Source organism: Sphingomonas fuzhouensis (assembly GCF_034659795.1).
Classification (GTDB): Bacteria; Pseudomonadota; Alphaproteobacteria; order Sphingomonadales; family Sphingomonadaceae; genus Sphingomonas; species Sphingomonas fuzhouensis.
This window is the reverse complement of record NZ_JAXSQY010000002.1, coordinates 545,051-560,490: the sequence shown is the minus strand read 5'-3', so window position 1 is coordinate 560,490 and position 15,440 is coordinate 545,051. Positions and strand designations below refer to the sequence as shown.

Annotated in this window: 11 protein-coding genes; 10 read left to right on the top strand and 1 reads right to left on the bottom strand. The window is 67.4% G+C overall.

Features of this window, described 5'->3' with window-relative positions; all coding sequences use genetic code 11:
- Positions 1-73: 73 nt before the first annotated feature.
- From U1H82_RS07025 to U1H82_RS07000, 6 genes are all read left to right on the top strand, one after another.
- Complete coding sequence (locus tag U1H82_RS07025) at positions 74-2,287, top strand: autotransporter assembly complex protein TamA (RefSeq protein WP_322964204.1); 2,214 nt, start codon at positions 74-76, stop codon at positions 2,285-2,287.
- Entirely contained in the window at positions 2,287-6,516 is a 4,230-nt protein-coding gene (locus tag U1H82_RS07020) for a translocation/assembly module TamB domain-containing protein (RefSeq protein ID WP_322964203.1), read from the top strand. Before U1H82_RS07025 ends, U1H82_RS07020 begins: the two co-directional genes overlap by 1 nt.
- 41 nt (positions 6,517-6,557) lie before the next feature.
- Positions 6,558-7,727, top strand: a complete 1,170-nt coding sequence (gene argE, locus U1H82_RS07015; protein WP_322964202.1) for an acetylornithine deacetylase — start codon at positions 6,558-6,560, stop codon at positions 7,725-7,727.
- Positions 7,728-8,029: 302 nt separating this feature from the next.
- Complete coding sequence (locus U1H82_RS07010; RefSeq protein ID WP_322964201.1) at positions 8,030-9,331, top strand: putative bifunctional diguanylate cyclase/phosphodiesterase; 1,302 nt, start codon at positions 8,030-8,032, stop codon at positions 9,329-9,331.
- Complete coding sequence (locus tag U1H82_RS07005; RefSeq protein ID WP_322964200.1) at positions 9,318-11,732, top strand: ATP-binding protein; 2,415 nt, start codon at positions 9,318-9,320, stop codon at positions 11,730-11,732. Before U1H82_RS07010 ends, U1H82_RS07005 begins: the two co-directional genes overlap by 14 nt.
- 66 nt (positions 11,733-11,798) lie before the next feature.
- Positions 11,799-12,188: a response regulator gene (locus tag U1H82_RS07000; RefSeq protein ID WP_322964199.1), complete on the top strand. Its 390-nt coding sequence runs from the start codon at positions 11,799-11,801 to the stop codon at positions 12,186-12,188.
- Here the strand turns inward: U1H82_RS07000 and U1H82_RS06995 are convergent, their stop codons facing one another.
- Complete coding sequence (locus U1H82_RS06995; RefSeq protein ID WP_322964198.1) at positions 12,189-13,031, bottom strand: methyltransferase domain-containing protein; 843 nt, start codon at positions 13,029-13,031, stop codon at positions 12,189-12,191.
- A gap of 103 nt (positions 13,032-13,134) precedes the next feature.
- Here U1H82_RS06995 and U1H82_RS06990 point away from each other — a divergent pair, with 103 nt between their 5' ends.
- Genes U1H82_RS06990 through U1H82_RS06975 form a run of 4 tightly spaced genes read left to right on the top strand, consistent with a single transcriptional unit; the run spans position 13,135 to position 15,386 of the window.
- A complete protein-coding gene (locus tag U1H82_RS06990; RefSeq protein WP_322964197.1) occupies positions 13,135-13,848 on the top strand; it encodes a ComF family protein in 714 nt (237 codons plus the stop codon).
- A gap of 31 nt (positions 13,849-13,879) precedes the next feature.
- The gene (gene grxC / locus U1H82_RS06985) at positions 13,880-14,137 is read left to right on the top strand and encodes a glutaredoxin 3 (RefSeq protein WP_042486177.1); all 258 of its coding nucleotides are present in this window, start codon (positions 13,880-13,882) and stop codon (positions 14,135-14,137) included.
- Positions 14,134-14,958: a carbon-nitrogen hydrolase family protein gene (locus tag U1H82_RS06980; RefSeq protein ID WP_322964196.1), complete on the top strand. Its 825-nt coding sequence runs from the start codon at positions 14,134-14,136 to the stop codon at positions 14,956-14,958. The genes grxC and U1H82_RS06980 overlap by 4 nt, the downstream gene beginning before the upstream one ends.
- Positions 14,955-15,386 (top strand): DUF1178 family protein, encoded by a 432-nt coding sequence (locus U1H82_RS06975; RefSeq protein WP_322964195.1) that lies wholly within the window; start codon positions 14,955-14,957, stop codon positions 15,384-15,386. The genes U1H82_RS06980 and U1H82_RS06975 overlap by 4 nt, the downstream gene beginning before the upstream one ends.
- Positions 15,387-15,440 lie beyond the last annotated feature (54 nt).

The window sequence follows — 15,440 nt, the reverse complement described above, 5'->3', positions numbered from 1 at the left end:
CTGCGTTGTGCGGCTGTTGGGGGGATCGTTCCGAATAGCGGAAGAGCCCTGTCGGAAAGGGGCTTTTGACGGCGTGGCGGAACGGAACGGCAGACACACCTGGCTCGCGTTCGCGCTGATTGCTCCCACCCTTTTCTCCGCTCCGGTATCGGCACAGCTGGCAAAGCCCGGCACCGCACCCGCGCAAGGACCCAGCGTGCCGCGCGATCAGCGCGAGGGCGATGCGGACCCGCAGGGCAATGTGCCGATCGTCCCCGATGCGCAGTTCAACGCCGCGCTGCCGCCGCTGAGCAGCGATATCAACGCGCCGCTGGAGCCGATGTCGTCGATGGCGACGACCCAGCCCAAGACGGACGCCATCCCCACGCCCCAGGCCGCGCCGCCTTTGCCCCCCGCGCAAACGTCCCAGCCGCTGGCGACCGGCGAGTCGATCGGCGCGATCGCCCCCGAAGACCCGCAACTCGCCCAGCCGCTGACCCCGCTGAGCAGCTTCGACTCCACGCCGCTGGATACCGCCGCCGACCCCAAGGGCGAACGTGCGCCGGAGATTCGTTACGACATGGAGGTGCGCGGGCTTGCCGACCTGAATCTCGACGATGAGTTCAAGCGGCTGTCGGCGCTGCGCGAGGGCAAGGGCAAGGCGGCCAACGCGACCCAGGTCTCGGCGCGCGCGCGGGAGGACGAGCAGCTGGCGATCCGGCTGATGAAGTCGCTGGGCTATTATGACGCCACCGCCGTTTCGACCCTGCAACGCGAAACCGCCGCCGATGGAGAAGCGGGGCGGCTGAAGGTCGTGCTGACCGCGACGCCGGGGCGGCTCTATCGCCTGTCCTCGATCACGATCCGGTCCCAGCCGACCGTGCCGACCGACCTGATCCGGTCCAACCTGCCGCTCAAGGTCGGCGACCCGATCGAGGCGGCGCGGATCGAGGGGGCGGAGGCCAATGTCAGCCTGGTCCTGCCCCAGCGCGGCTATCCCTTCGTCAAGGTGGGGCAGCGCGACATCCTTCTGGAGGATCAGGGGCCGGAGGCGGTCGGCGCCTATACCCTGCCGGTCGATACCGGGCCGCGTTCGGCCTTTGGCAAGCTGACCACGGTCGGCGACAAGGTGTTCGACCTGGATCATTTGAACGTCTTCCCCCGCTTCGACGAGGGGCAGCTATATGATTCGCGGCTGACCGACGATCTGCGCAACGCGCTGGTCGCGACTGGCCTGTTCAACGGCATCGCGGTCGAGCCGAAGCAGACCGGTCGGATGAATCCCGACGGCACCGAGCAGATCGACATCCAGGTGACCCAGACCAAGGGGCCCGCGCGTACCCTGTCGGGCGAAGCGGGCTATTCGACCGGTCAGGGCGTGCGGGCGCAGGGCAATTTCATCAACCGCAACGCCTTCTCGCCCGAGGGGGCGATCATCGCCTCGGTCACGGCGGGCACCCAGGAACAGGGTTTGAGCGGCACCTTCCGCCGGTCCAATGCCGGGCGGCGCGATCGGACGTTCCAGGTCCTGGCGTCGGCAGCGCATCAGAATTACGACGCGTTCGATGCCTTTACCGGCACGGTCGCCGTCCGCTGGAGCTATGATTCGACGCCGCTCTGGCAGAAGAAATTCACCTATTCCTTTGGCGGCGAACTGACCGGCACGAACGAAAGCGTGTACGACTTCGCGCGTGGCGAGCGGGTGCGCGGCACCTATGGTATCGCCGCGATTCCGGGCCAGGTCGTGTTCGACCAGTCGAACGACCTGCTCAACCCGACGCGCGGCTATCGCCTGAAGCTGAATCTCAGCCCCGAAACCTCGGTACGCGGCGCGGTGCGGCCCTATGCGCGGACGATGGCGGAGGCGACCTTCTATTATCCCGCGACCGACAGCCTGGTGATCGCCGGGCGCGTGCGCGGCGGCTCGATCTTCGGGATCGCCCGCGACGATCTGGCGCCCTCGCGGCGCTATTATGGCGGCGGCGGCGGGTCGGTGCGCGGCTATGGCTATCAGCGGCTCGGCCCGCTCGATCCGCAGGGCAACCCGGTCGGCGGACGCAGCCTGAACGAATTTTCGCTGGAGGCGCGCTATCGCTTCGGCAATTTCGGCATCGTCCCGTTCGTCGATGCGGGCAACAGCTATGAAAGCACCTTGCCCACCGGCAAGGATTTGCGCTTCGGCGCCGGTATCGGTGGGCGCTTCTACACCAATTTTGGGCCGCTGCGCGTCGACGTCGCGACGCCGCTGAACCCGCGTCCGGGTGACGGCAAGGTGGCCCTGTATATCTCGATCGGGCAGGCTTTCTGATGGCGGACGAACAGACCATGTCGCCCGAACCAGTCAACGAAACCGTGATCGTGCGCCGCCCGCTGTGGCAGCGGGTGCTCAAATGGATCGGCATCACGATCCTGGGCCTGATCCTGCTGGTGGGGGCGATCCTGCTCGGCATCAACACCGATCCGGGCCGCCGCTTCGTCGCGGATCAGCTGGGCGGCTATTCCACCGCCTCGGGGCTCAACATCAAGGTCGGGCGGATCGAGGGTTCGCTGTACGGCCGGATGCGGCTGGTCGACCTGCGGGTCAGCGATCCCAAGGGCGTGTTCCTGTCCAGCCCGCGTCTGGACGTGGACTGGCGGCCCTTTGCCTATACCAACAACCATATCGATGTCCGCTCGCTCAGCGCCGACCTTGTGACTTTGGCGAGGCGGCCCGAGCTGAAGCCGACGCCCAGCGACCCCAATGCGCCGCTGCTCCCCGATCTCGACATCGATGTGAACCGGCTGACGCTCAAGCGCTTCGTGATCGGTGCAGCCGTTACGGGGCAGCGCCATGTGCTGGCGATCGACGGCAAGGTGCATATCGCCGATCGTCGTGCGCAGGTGACGGCCAGCGCCGATGCGCTGCGGGCGCCCGGTATCGCGGGGGGCGATCGGCTTCGGCTGGTGCTCGACGCGGTGCCCGATGCCGACCGGCTGGCGGTCGACGTGAAGCTGACCGCGCCGACCGGCGGCGTCGTCGCCACCATGGCGGGGCTGAAGGCGCCGCTGACCCTGTCGGTCGACGGGCGCGGCGGGTGGAAAGCGTGGACCGGCCGCGCGATCGCGACGCTGGGCGGTGGCGAGTTTGCCAATCTGAACGCCACCGCGCGCGATGGGCATATCGAGGTGCGGGGCGTGACGCGGCCGGGCCTGTATCTGGAAGGGCCGGTCGAGCGACTGACTGCGCCTGCGCTCCAGGTGGCGATCGACACCACCCTCAACGAGCGTCGCGCCGATACGCGGATGAAGCTGCGCTCCTCGGCCCTGATGGTCGATGCGGGCGGTCTGATCGACCTGGCGAACAGCCAGTTCGGCAATTTCGCGGTCGATGCCAAGCTGCTGACGCCCGGTGCGATCGCGCCCAATCTGACGGGCCGCGACGTGCTGGCGCGCGTCGTGCTGAACGGCGCGTTCGCGACGCCGACGGTGGATTACAAGATTCGCGCAGCGGCACTGGGCTTTGGCGAAACCTCGGTGCAGAATCTCTATGCCGAGGGTCTGGCGAAGGTGAATGCCGACCGCATCCTGGTGCCGGTCAAGGCGCGGGCGAAGCGGATCGCGGGGCTGAACGCGGCCGTGGGCGGCCTGACCAACAATGTCGCGATCCAGGGCGACTTCGCGATCGCGATGCCCAATATCCTGTCGGATAATCTGCGCATCCGCTCCGACAATATCGATGCGACCGCCGTGGTCGTCGCGAACCTGAAGACCGGGCGCTATACCGGCGCGCTGAAGGGGCGGGTGAACAATTACCGCGTCGAGAGCATCGGCATCATCAACCTGACCACCGACGCCAATCTGGTGGCGACACCGGGCGGCTTCGGGATGAAGGGCCGGGTGGTCGCGCGCACCTCGCAGATTTTCAACGAGGGCGCGCGCAACTTCCTGGGCGGCAATGCCACCATCCGCGCCGATGTCGAATATAGCCCGCAAGGCATCGTGACGTTCAGCGGCCTGCGGCTCGCCGCGCCGCAATTCCGCGTGACGCGGGGGAGCGGCCGCTACAATCCCGCCAATGGCGCGCTGGCGGTCGAGGCGGATGCCTATTCCAACCAGTACGGCCCGATCACCGCGCGGGTGACGGGGTCGCAGACCAATCCGGTGATCGTTCTGCGCGCGGCCAAGCCCGGCGTCGGTGTCGGCCTCGCCAACCTCCAGGCGCGGGTCGTCGGGCAGAACGGCGCCTATGCGGTCAATGCCAGCGGCGACACCAATTACGGTCCCTTCACCGCCAATGTGCTGGTCAGCACCGGGCGGCAACTGGCGATCGACGTGCGCAGCCTGGTCTTTGCCGGGATCAACGCGACCGGCCGCGTCGTCCAGACGGCGGCAGGGCCGTTCGCGGGCGCGCTGCAATTCGCCGGGCAGGGGATCAACGGTCGCGTCCAGCTGGCCGATCAGGGCGGCAACCAGCGCGCCGATATCGCGGCCCGCGCTTATAATGCGCGCATTCCGGGCATGGTCGACTTCACCATCGGCCGCGCCATCGTGAATGCCAGCGTGGTGATGATTCCCAATGCGCCGCAGATCGTCGCTGATGCGCAGCTGGCCGACACCCGCTATGGCGAGGTGGTCATCCAGTCCGCGCGCGCCAAGGTGAACTATAGCGGCGGGCGCGGCACCGCGCAGGCGGTGCTGACCGGATCGTCGAGCATCCCGTTCAACCTTGCGCTCAATGCGCGTCTGGCGCCCAACGACTATCTGGTCGCGGCCAAGGGACAGGCCAACGGCATCCCCTTCCGCTCGACCAATCCGGCGCGCATCCGGCAGGATCAGGGCGCATGGCGTCTGACCCCGACCCGGATCGCGTTCGATCAGGGCGCGGTCCTGCTCGCAGGCTCCTATGGCAATGGTCTGAACGTCCAGGCGCGGCTCGACAAGTTGCAGCTGTCGATCCTCGATGCCTTCGTCCCCAATCTGGGCATTACCGGGCAGGCCAGCGGTGCGCTCGACTTCTCGCAGGCGCGCGATGCCAGCTTCCCGGCGGCCGAGGCGCGGCTGACCATCGCCAATTTCCGGCGGACCGGGCTGGCGGCCGTGTCGCAGGCGGTGGACATCGTCTTTGCCGGACGGCTGGTTGCCGATGGCGGCGAAGCGCGGGCGCTGATCCGGCGTGAGAATCTGGTCGTCGGCCGCATGGTCGCGAACCTCCGGCCGCTGCCGCCGGGCAATGGCGGCTGGGTCAACCGGCTGATGCAGGCCCCCTTGTCGGGCGGCATCCGCTATAACGGCCCGTCGGCGGTGCTCTTCTCCTTCGCCGCGCTGCCGAACCAGCAGTTGAGCGGACCGATCGCGGTCGCCGCCGACTTTGGCGGGCGGGTGTCCGCGCCGCAGCTGAACGGCCTGATCCGGGCCGATAATCTGACCTATGACAATGAGAGCTATGGCACCCGGCTGACCAATATGCAGCTGGCGGGTCGCTTCAACAACGACCGGCTCGATATCACCCGGTTGCAGGCCAAGGCGGGCGAGGGGACGATCCAGGCGCAGGGCTCGATCGGGCTGGCGGCGGATAGTGGCTATCCGATCGACCTGCGCGCGCAGCTCAACAATGCGCGGCTGGCCGATAGCGATGCGCTGGCCGCGACGACCAGCGGCACGATCCGCCTGACCCATAATCGGGACGGTGGCCTGATCCAGGGCGACCTGACCGTGCCCAATGCCCGCTATCAGATCATCCGCCAGGGCCAGGCCGAGGTGCCCGAGCTGACCGGCGTGCGCCGTCGCAGCGAGATCCGGACGCCGCGTTCCACCGACCGGCCCGCCCCCACGCCGCCGCCGGGGCTGTTCCGCCTCGACCTGCGGGTGCGTGCGGACAATCAGCTGTTCGTGTCCGGCATGGGGCTGGAGTCGGAATGGGAGATGGACCTGCGCATCGGCGGCACCAGCGCGGCGCCGACGATCAATGGCGGGCTCGATTTGGTGCGCGGCACCTACAGCTTTGCGGGCAAGCGGTTCGACGTCAATCGCGGTACCATCCGCTTCCGCGGCGGGGCGCTGACCGATCCGGACATCAATATCCAGGCGACGACGACCACCGACGGCATCACCGCGGTCATCAACGTCACCGGCACCGGTCAGCGTCCGCAGATCAGCTTCACCTCGACGCCGACCCTGCCGCAGGACGAGGTGCTCAGCCGGTTGCTGTTCGGGACCAACCCCGAAAACCTGTCGGCGGTCGAGGCGATCCAGTTGGCCGCGGCGCTCAATTCGCTACGCGGATCGGGTGGCGGGCTCAATCCGCTGGGCAAGTTGCGCTCGGCGGTTGGCTTCGACCGGCTGCGCGTGCTGGGCGCCGATGAGGCGACCGGGCGGGGCACCAGCCTGGCGGCGGGCAAGTACATCACCGACAATATCTATGTGGAGATCGTCACCGATGCGCGCGGCTTCACCGCCACCCAGCTGCAGATCGCGCTGACCCGGACGCTCAGCCTGTTGACCCAGACTGGCTCGTTCGGCGGATCGGCGGCGAGCCTGCGCTACTCGCGGGATTTCTAAGCGGGGTTTCGCCAAACTGTCACATACGGCAAGATGCGCGCATGACCCCCGAGCATCTTGCCGCCGACGCCACTGCGATCCTGTCCGACCTGATCGCGATCGACACCACGTCGCGGGAGTCGAACCTCGACCTGATCGCCTATGTCGAGCGGCATCTGGCGGGGATCGGCGTCACCGGGCGGCGCGTCCTCAATGCCGATGGTAGCAAGGCCAATCTTTACGCCACGGTCGGGCCCATGGTGCCGGGCGGTGTCGTCCTGTCGGGGCATAGCGATGTGGTGCCGGTCGACGGCCAGCCCTGGACCAGCGATCCCTGGCGGCTGACCCGGCGTGGGGACCGGCTGTTGGGGCGCGGCACCTGCGATATGAAGGGGTTCCTGGCGCTGTCGCTAGCGCTGGCCCCGCATGTCGCGCGGGGGACGATGACCCGGCCGCTGCACCTGGCGATTTCCTATGACGAGGAAGTGGGGTGTCTGGGTGCGCCGTCAATGATCGCCGAGATCGCGCGCGACCTGCCGTCACCCGCCGCCGTCGTGGTGGGCGAGCCGACCGAAATGGTGGTGGTCAGCGGGCATAAGGGGATCGCCACCTGGAATGTGACCGTGACGGGGCATGAGGCGCATTCCAGCCTGATCCATTTGGGCGCTTCGGCTAATATGGTGGCGGTGCGGTTGATGCAGCAGCTGGCCGATCTCGCCGACCGGCTGGCGGGGGAGGGCGATCCGCATGGTCCCTTCTGTCCGCATCATGCCACGCTGACCATCGGCCAGATGAATGGCGGCACCGCCGTCAATATCCTGGCGCGCGAATGCCGCTTCGCCTTCGATCTCCGGACCCTGCCGGGACAGGAGCCCGAGACGCTGCTCGCGCCCTTCTTCGCGGCCTGCGACGAGGCCGATGCCGCGCTTCGTGCCCGCTTTCCGGAGGCGGGCGTCCGGGTCGAGCGACGGTCGCGCACACCGTCCTTTGCGCCCGAGGCGGACGGCGCGGCGGAACAGCTGGCCCGGCGTTGGGCGGGCGACAACGGTCCGGCCCGCGCAGTGCCTTATGCGGCGGAGGCAGGGCAGTTTCAGGGGGCGGGCTTCTCGACCGTCATCTGCGGTCCGGGATCGATCGCCCAGGCGCACCAGCCGGATGAATATATCGAGGTGCAGCAGATGGAGCGGGGCGCCGCCTTCATGCTGCGGCTGGCGGATGATCTGTTCCGATAACGGACGCGATCGTCGGTAAATGGCAAAGAAAATCATGGAGCGGTCGGCCAGCTAAAGTCCGCTCGGACCGCTCCATGACCTAACATGGATTACCAGGGGCGCATCGTCTCGCCGTAGATCAGCGCCAGAATGAACTTCAGCATGGGTTTTCTCCCTTTTGCGCACCGTTGCCCGGTGCATGGATATGGTTAATTCGACATTAACCATTACGCAATGGGCAAGCGATAAGCCGCCAAGCATTTGGTTTGGCCCGGCAAACGGGGTTAACACCTTGTTTAATACCCACATCTAGACTCGCGGGCGTGAAGAACCGCCATTCTCGAATCGCGTCGGGCACGTCGACGCCCCTCACGCCAATTGCCCTGCTCCAGTGGCAATCCCTGGTGCTGGTCGGCATTGGAAATTTCACGTTGCTTCGCCGTCAGCTTGGGCGCGACCTCAGCACCCTGTTGATCGCGGCGGTGGCCGAACGGGTGACGCAGTGCATTCCCGATGCCGTCGCTCGGCCGACCGCGCCTGCGCAGGTCGAAGTGTTGATCCGCGCATCGACCCGCGAAGCGCTCGATGCGCATCTGCTGACCCTGGTCGAGGCGATGGCGCATCCCTTCAGCCTGCCCGATAGAGAATGTCGGATCGAACCCGTGCTGGGGGCGGCGGTCGCTGCCGTGCCGCATGAGGACGATATCCGGCTTTTGGAGGAGGCGGAGCAGGCGCTGGCCGATGCGCAGAGCGAGGGACGGTTGATCGTCCGCGAAATGACGATGTCGACCGATCGGCTGGATCGGATCGCGCTTGCGCACGAACTGACCCAGGCGATTGTCGGCGAGGGGCTGTTCGTCGAATATCAGCCCAAGGTCCATGTCCGGCAGCAACGCGTGGCAAGCGTCGAAGCGCTGCTGCGCTGGCGGCACCCGACCCACGGGCTGATCAGCCCGGTCGAATTCATTCCGGTCGCCGAGGAATCGCGCAGCATCGCACCGCTCACGCTATGGATTTTGCGCCAGGTGATCGCCGACCAGCGCCGCCTGGCCGAGGCGGGCCATGGCTTGCGCATCTTCATCAACATCTCGGGCATGTTGCTGGGCGACCAGAGTTTCGTGCGCGACGCCTGCGCCCTCGTTACCGACAGCGGCGCCTGTATCGGGTTCGAGATTACCGAAACCTCGGTCATTCGCGATCCCGCCAGTGCGATGGCGAACCTTCAGGCCTTTGTCGCCATGGGCATCGCCGTGGCGATCGACGACTATGGCGCGGGACTATCGTCGCTGTCCTATCTCAAGCAACTGCCCGCCTGCGAGTTGAAGATCGACAAGCTGTTCATCACCCAGTTGACCAGCAGCAACCGCGATCCCCTGATCGTGCGCTCGACGATCGATCTGGCCCATGCCCTGGAAATGGAAGTGGTCGCCGAAGGGGTGGAGACACCCGCCACCCTCGCGCTGCTCAGCGTCATGGGATGCGACATGATCCAGGGCTATCTGATCAGCCGCCCGATCGGCCTTGAGGCGCTGATTCATTTCCTGAGCGAACAAAAATACGAAGCGGTTACGACGTTACCGAAGCCAACGCCTTTCGCCCGGTTGGTGACCTTTGCGCGTCATTAGGATCGGCCTCGTCGTCGCGGCATTGCTCGTTGCGGCCGGTGAAATCCGGGCACAGGGTGGTCATGCCCCTTCCGGCCTGTTTGAACGGGCGGTGGACGCTGCCAAGGCCGAGATGCTTCGCGATCCGGCGGCTGCGGTTCGGCAGGCTCAAAAGGCACGTTCGCTGGCCGATGGGATCGCCGAACCTGGGCAACGCGGACTGGCGCTGGCGACGGCGGATTGGTTGCAGGGGGAAGGCGCTCTTCGACAAGGCGACCGTGCAACGGCGCGCGCAGCGATCGGCCAGGCACTGCCGGTGGCATATCGGCTCGCACCACAATCCGATCTCTATGGCAACGTACTGCTTTCGAAAGGGAGCCTGGATACCGATAGCGGTAATATCGCGGGAGCGTTGAGCGCGTATCAGTCCGCGTATCGGGTCTTCCAACATCTGAATGACGCACGCGGGCAGGCCCGCGCACTTGCCCAGATCGCCAATCTCTACATCGACGCCAAGGATTTCGCGTCAGCGTTGCGCTATCTAGAACAGGCTCGCGCGACATATCGGGGCGATGACGCGCTGCGTATGGTCATCCTCAACAATCGCTCGGTGACGCTGGGCGAATTGGGGCGCCCTGAAGATGCACTTGTTCAGTTGCGCGAAGCGGGTGGCTTGGCGCAGAAGCTGGATAGCCCGGCGTTGCTGTCCCAAGTATGGCGTAACATCGCACGCGGCGAGTTACGCCTGAATCGTATCGATGCAGCCCAGGCCTCGATAGCGCGGGCACGCCGCGCCGACCCGAGCGACATCCGCGCCTTGACCAGTGTCGAGGCTCAAGCGGCCTTTCAACGTGGGCGTCTGACCGATGCCGCGCGGCTGATCGACCGCAGCTTTGAGGGTGTGGATGTCGCGCACACGCCGGTGTCGCAGCGCGACGCCCATCAAAGCGCCTATGACATCTACAAAGCGGTCGGGCGGACCGCCGATGCGCTTCGCCATCTCCAGGCTTTGAAGCGGATCGACGACGAAGCCACCCGGCTCGCCACCTCGACCAATCTCGCGCTGATGGGCGCGCGGTTCGATTTCGCCAATCAGGAACTGCGGATCGCGCGCATGAAGGCGGCCGACCTCCAACGCAACATCGCCTTCGAACGGGCGCAGTTGCGGACCGAGCGGTTCATCCTGATCGGCTCGGTCGCGGCGATCGTCGTCGTGCTGGCGCTGCTCGGCATCTGGCTGGTCACGCTGGGGCGCAGCCGGAACCGTATCCGCGCCGCGCATGGCGAACTGGCGGTGACCAACGACCGGCTGGAAAAGGCGCTGGCGGTCAAGACCGAGTTCCTGGCGACGACCAGCCACGAGATCCGCACGCCGCTCAACGGCATATTGGGCATGACCCAGGTGATGCTGGCCGATGCCGCGCTGGCGAACGAGCAGCGCGAGCGGGTGGAGGTGATGCACGGCGCCGGGCTGACCATGCGCGCGCTGGTCGACGATCTGCTCGATGTCGCCAAGATCGAGCATGGCCGCCTGACCCTGGAGCAGGCGCCCTTCGACCTGGCGGGGACGATCCGCGATGCGTCGCGCCTGTTCGAGGATCAGGCGGCGGCCAAGGCGATCGGCTTCACCCTCGACGTGGCTGATTGTCCGGCCACGGTGATGGGGGACTCGGCCCGCATTCGGCAGATCGTCTTCAATCTCCTGTCCAATGCGCTCAAATTCACCAGCTCGGGCGAGGTGCGCCTGTCCACGCGCCGCACCGACCAGGGCGTTTCGATCAGCGTCACCGACAGCGGCATCGGCATCGCGCCGCACAAGCTGGAGGAGATTTTCGAGGCTTTCCGCCAGGCGGATACCAGCACCACGCGGCAATTCGGCGGCACCGGGCTGGGCCTGGCGATCTGTCGCCGACTGGCGCGGGCGATGGGCGGTGACGTGACGGTGGAGAGCGAGCCGGGGCGCGGCTCGCGCTTCACGCTCGACCTGCCGCTGGTCGAAGTCGAAACCGCGCCTGAGCCCGAACGCTCGACCGTGTTGATCCTGGACCGCAATCCGATCCGGCGCGCCATGTGGAGCAAATTGTGCGCGCCCCATGCGCACGCCGCCTTTGCCGGAACGGCGGCGGAGGCGGTCGCCGCTTTGCAAAGGGGCGACGTGACGCAGATACTGGTGGATGACAGTGCCATCCGGGACGACGGCGTCACCCCGGCTTTGGGTGCCATTTCGGCCGCCGCCAGGGCGAATCATATCCCCGTCCATCTGCTCTGGCCCGATGGCGAGCCATTGGATGGGAACGATTTTTTTGCTCAGGCTTTAATCAACGTTATCGCCAAACCCATTGCGGGGACCGAGGTGATGCGGAAGATGTTCGACGCCTCACCGCAAACCGCCACCGTGCCACTTGTAACGCAAGCGGCATGATCGTTAGGGCGGGCTCATGATCCTGGTCACACACGCCATCCTGTTCCGCGCGCGAAGGGGACGGCGATGAACGTCCTTTTCATCGAGGATGATCGGATGAACCGCCGCGTCGTGCGCGACATGCTGGACGTCGCGGGCGCCAGCATGGCGGAGGCGGAGAGCGCCGAGATCGGTTTGGATATGATCGAGCGCGACCAGTATCACATGATCCTCATCGATCTGCGGATGCCCGGCATGGACGGCATCACCGCCATCCGCCACATCCGCGCGCGCGGCGATGCCAAGGCCGAGGTGCCGATCATCGTCGTCACCGCCGATAGCGGCGTCGACCTGCGCGAACGCTGCCTGGGCGCAGGCGCGGACGATGTGATCGTGAAGCCCGTCGCGATGGATCAGCTGTTCGAGTCGATGGGCCGTATCCTGGCAAGCGATCGCGGCGGCGCGATCATCGGCTGATCAGTCGCCCGCGTCCGGTTTGGGACGCAGCGCCTCGGCCAGCGAAGCGGTGGCGCTGCCCCGCTTGGCGGGCGCGGGCTGTGACGGGTCGGGGGCCCAGCCGGTCAGGAAGACCAGGTTGAACTGTTCCGCCACGCGGCCATCGGGATCGGCCATTTCGACAAAGGCGGACGCCGCCGCCGCCAGCGCCGCGCGCCCGATCGGCCGCCGTTCGGCCAGCAGATTGCTGGCCCCCATGCCGCGCAGGTCGCCCAGTAATCGGCCGAAGTCGCGGTAGCGCACCGTCAGCGTCTCGATATCCGCCACCGGCAGGGTGAAACCCGCGCGCATCAGCAGGTCGCCCGCCGAGCGCACATCGACCTGCGGATGGAGCCGCGCCACCGGCCGCTCGGCCTCGGCGACACGCAATGCCGCGCGCAGCCGGGGCAGCGAGCCGCCACCGACAAAGGCCCCCAGGAACAGCCCGTCGGGCCGCAGCACCCGGCGGATCAGGGTCAGCGCGCCGGGCAGGTCGTCGATCTGGTCGAGTACGCCTGCACTGACCACCAGATCGAAGCTGCGATCGGCAAAGGGCAGGCGATCCTCGTCCCCCTGAACGCCGTGCGCGGCACGGGCAAAGGCGAAGCCGGGGTCCAGCCGCGCCACCTGCGCGCCCGGCGGGGCCGGAAAGGCGCCATCGAAACAGCCGAGGTCCAGGATGTGGCGAAACGGCCGGGTGACCGCCTCCAGTCGCTCGGCCAGCCCGTCCAGCATCGCGGCGCGCAGGAAATCATGCTCGGCGAAATCGGGCTGGGCGCGGTCGCGGCGCAGGCGACGGGCGTGACGGTCGAAGATGGTGGACATGCTCACCCGCGCGCTTGTGCGCGCTCGCGCGATCTGGAACAAGGCAAAGCCGATGGGGGAACATGCGAAACAGCCGCGATTTGCGGTGGAGCGGGCATGGTCCATGCTCGCCGCCCCATTGGCGTGGCTGGCCCGCTGGGCGCTGCCGCCGCGCTGTCCCGGATGTGCCGAGCCGGTCGAGGCGGATCACCGCTTCTGCGCGCCATGCTGGGGGCAGTTGCGTTTCCTCGACGGCTCGGGCTGTGCGACCTGCGGGCTGCCGCTGGGCGATGGGCTGATGGGACGGTGCGGTCGCTGTTTGGCCGATCCGCCGCGTCATGCGGGTATCCATGCGGCGGTCGCCTATGGCCCGATCGCACGCGAATTGCCGATCCGGTTGAAGCATGGCGGCCGGATCGGGGTGGCCGAGACGATGGCGGGTCCGATGGCGCGGCGGATGCCCCCGGATATCGACCTGCTGGTCCCCGTGCCGCTTCATCGCTGGCGCTTGTGGCGGCGCGGGTTCAACCAGGCAGTGCTGATCGGCGAGGGCGTGTCGCGGCGGACCGGCGTCCCGCTGGCGCGTCATGCGGTGCAGCGGGTGCGCGCGACGCCGCTATTGCGAGGGCTATCGCCGAAACAGCGGCGCGCGGCGGTGACGGCGGCGTTCCGCGTGGCCGATCCGGCGGCGGTAAAGGGGCGCCGGGTGGTGCTGATCGACGATGTCTATACCACCGGGGCGACGGCGGGGGCGTGCGTGCGCGTGTTGTTGGCGGCAGGAGCGGCCTCGGTCGCGATCCTGTGCTGGGCGCGGGTCATCGAGGAACCCGGCGATTGACAAGCGCCCCCACGCGCCACACCTGAGGGGGATGGCAAAGGTCGAAATCTACACCAAGGCGTTCTGCCCCTATTGCACGCGAGCCAAGGCGCTGCTCGCGTCCAAGGGTGTCGAGCCCCAGGAATATGACATCAGCATGGGCGGCCCCCAGCGCGCCGAGATGATCCAGCGCGCCAACGGGCGAACCACCGTGCCGCAGGTCTTTATCGACGGCCAGCATATCGGCGGCTCGGACGATTTGGCCGCGCTCGACAAGCGGGGAGGGCTCGACCCGCTCCTGGCGGCATGACCGCTGTCGCGGTGCTGCAGATGACGGCGAGGATCGACCCCGCCGCCAATGCGGACGCGCTGGAGCGTGCCATCGCCGAGGCGGCGGGGCAGGGGTGCGTCATGCTGTTCACGCCCGAAATGTCGGGGCTGATCGACCGCGACCGCGCGCGGGCGGCGGCGCATCTGGTGACCGAGGATGCCGATCCGGTGCTGGCCCGCGTCCGTGCAGCGGCGGCGGCGCATGGCCTGTGGGTCCATCTCGGCTCGCTGGCGGTGCGCCGCGACGATGGGCGGCTGGCCAATCGCGGTTACGTCATCGACGACCGGGGCGATATCCGCGCGCGCTACGACAAGATGCATCTGTTCGACGTCGATTTGCCCAGCGGTGAAAGCTGGCGCGAATCCGCCTCCTATGCGCCAGGCGAGCAGGCGGTGGTGGTCGACACGCCGGTCGGGCGACTGGGGCTCGCCATCTGTTACGACCTGCGTTTCCCGGCGCTGTTCGCCGCACTGACCGAGGCGGGGGCGACGATCCTGGCGGTGCCCGCCGCCTTTACCCGGCCGACGGGTGCAGCGCATTGGCACGTGCTGCTGCGCGCCCGCGCGATCGAGGCGGGGGTGCATCTGGTCGCCGCCGCCCAGACCGGCGCGCATCAGGATGGCCGCACCACCTATGGCCACTCGCTGGTCGTCGGGCCCTGGGGCGAGGTGCTGCTCGACATGGGCGAGGCGGCGGGGCTCGGCTTCGCCACGATCGATCCGGGCGAGGTCGTGGCGGTGCGGGAGCGGCTGCCCGCGATCCGCCACCGCCGCGCCATCCCGCCGGTGGTGCAGCTATGATCGTCTTCGACCTGCGCTGTGCCGGAGGGCATGTGTTCGAGGCATGGTTCGCCTCGTCCACCGCTTATGCCGAGCAGCGCGAAAAGACGTTGGTCGAATGCCCGCTCTGCGGCGACCGCACGATCGAAAAGGCGGTGATGGCGCCGCAGATCGCCGCCAAGAGTAACAGCAAGCCTGACATACCCAGCCCTCAGGCGGTCAAGGCCGCGCTGGAACATCTGGCCCAGGCCCAGGCGAAGATGCTGGAGACATCCACCTGGGTCGGCACCGCCTTTGCCGACCAGGCGCGCGCCATGCATGAGGGGGATGCGCCCGTGACCCAGATCCACGGCCAGGCCAGCCTCGCCGAGGCCAAGGCGCTGGTCGAGGAGGGGGTGCCCGTCGCACCGCTGCCTTTCCCGGTGGTGCCGCCCAAACTGGCCAACTGAGCGGCGCGAAACCACTCTGGACCCCATCGCGCGCCGTCTGTATCACCCGCCCGG